Source organism: Mesorhizobium sp. CNPSo 4689, from assembly GCF_057784325.1.
Map to the genome: position 1 here is coordinate 1 of NZ_JBWLUZ010000109.1, position 557 is coordinate 557.

1 pseudogene is annotated in these 557 nt (G+C 60.9%); it reads right to left on the reverse strand.

The features are described 5' to 3' along the window. Positions 1 to 557: pseudogene (gene katE / locus AC04SI_RS33350) on the reverse strand (catalase); the annotation flags it as partial.

Here is a 557-nt window from a genome sequence, read left to right on the forward strand (position 1 = left end):
TCCATGAAGCGGAAGGAGCGCGGGATTGCCCGGTCCGACATCACCCACATGATCATGTGCATGGACTCGGGCGTCAGCGAAATGAAATCCCAGAAATTGTCATGCGCCGATTGCGCCTGCGGGAAGGCACGATCGGGCTCCTCCTTCACGGCGTGAACCATGTCCGGGAACTTGATCGCATCCTGGATGAAGAACACGGGGATGTTGTTGCCGACGATGTCCCAGTTGCCTTCCTGTGTGTAGAGCTTGACCGCGAACCCGCGCACGTCGCGCGCCAGGTCGACAGAGCCTTTGCTGCCGGCGACCGTCGAAAACCGCACGAAGGCCGGCGTCTTCTCGCCGGCGCGCTGGAAGATGTCGGCGCGAGTGTATTTGGCGAGCGACTCGTAGGTCTCGAAATAGCCATGCGCGCCGTAGCCGCGTGCATGCACGACGCGCTCGGGGATCCGCTCATGGTCGAAGTGGAAAATCTTCTCGCGGAAATGAAAGTCTTCAAGGACCGTCGGCCCGCGCGAACCGATCTTCAGTGAGTTCTGATCATCCGAGACTGGCCCGCC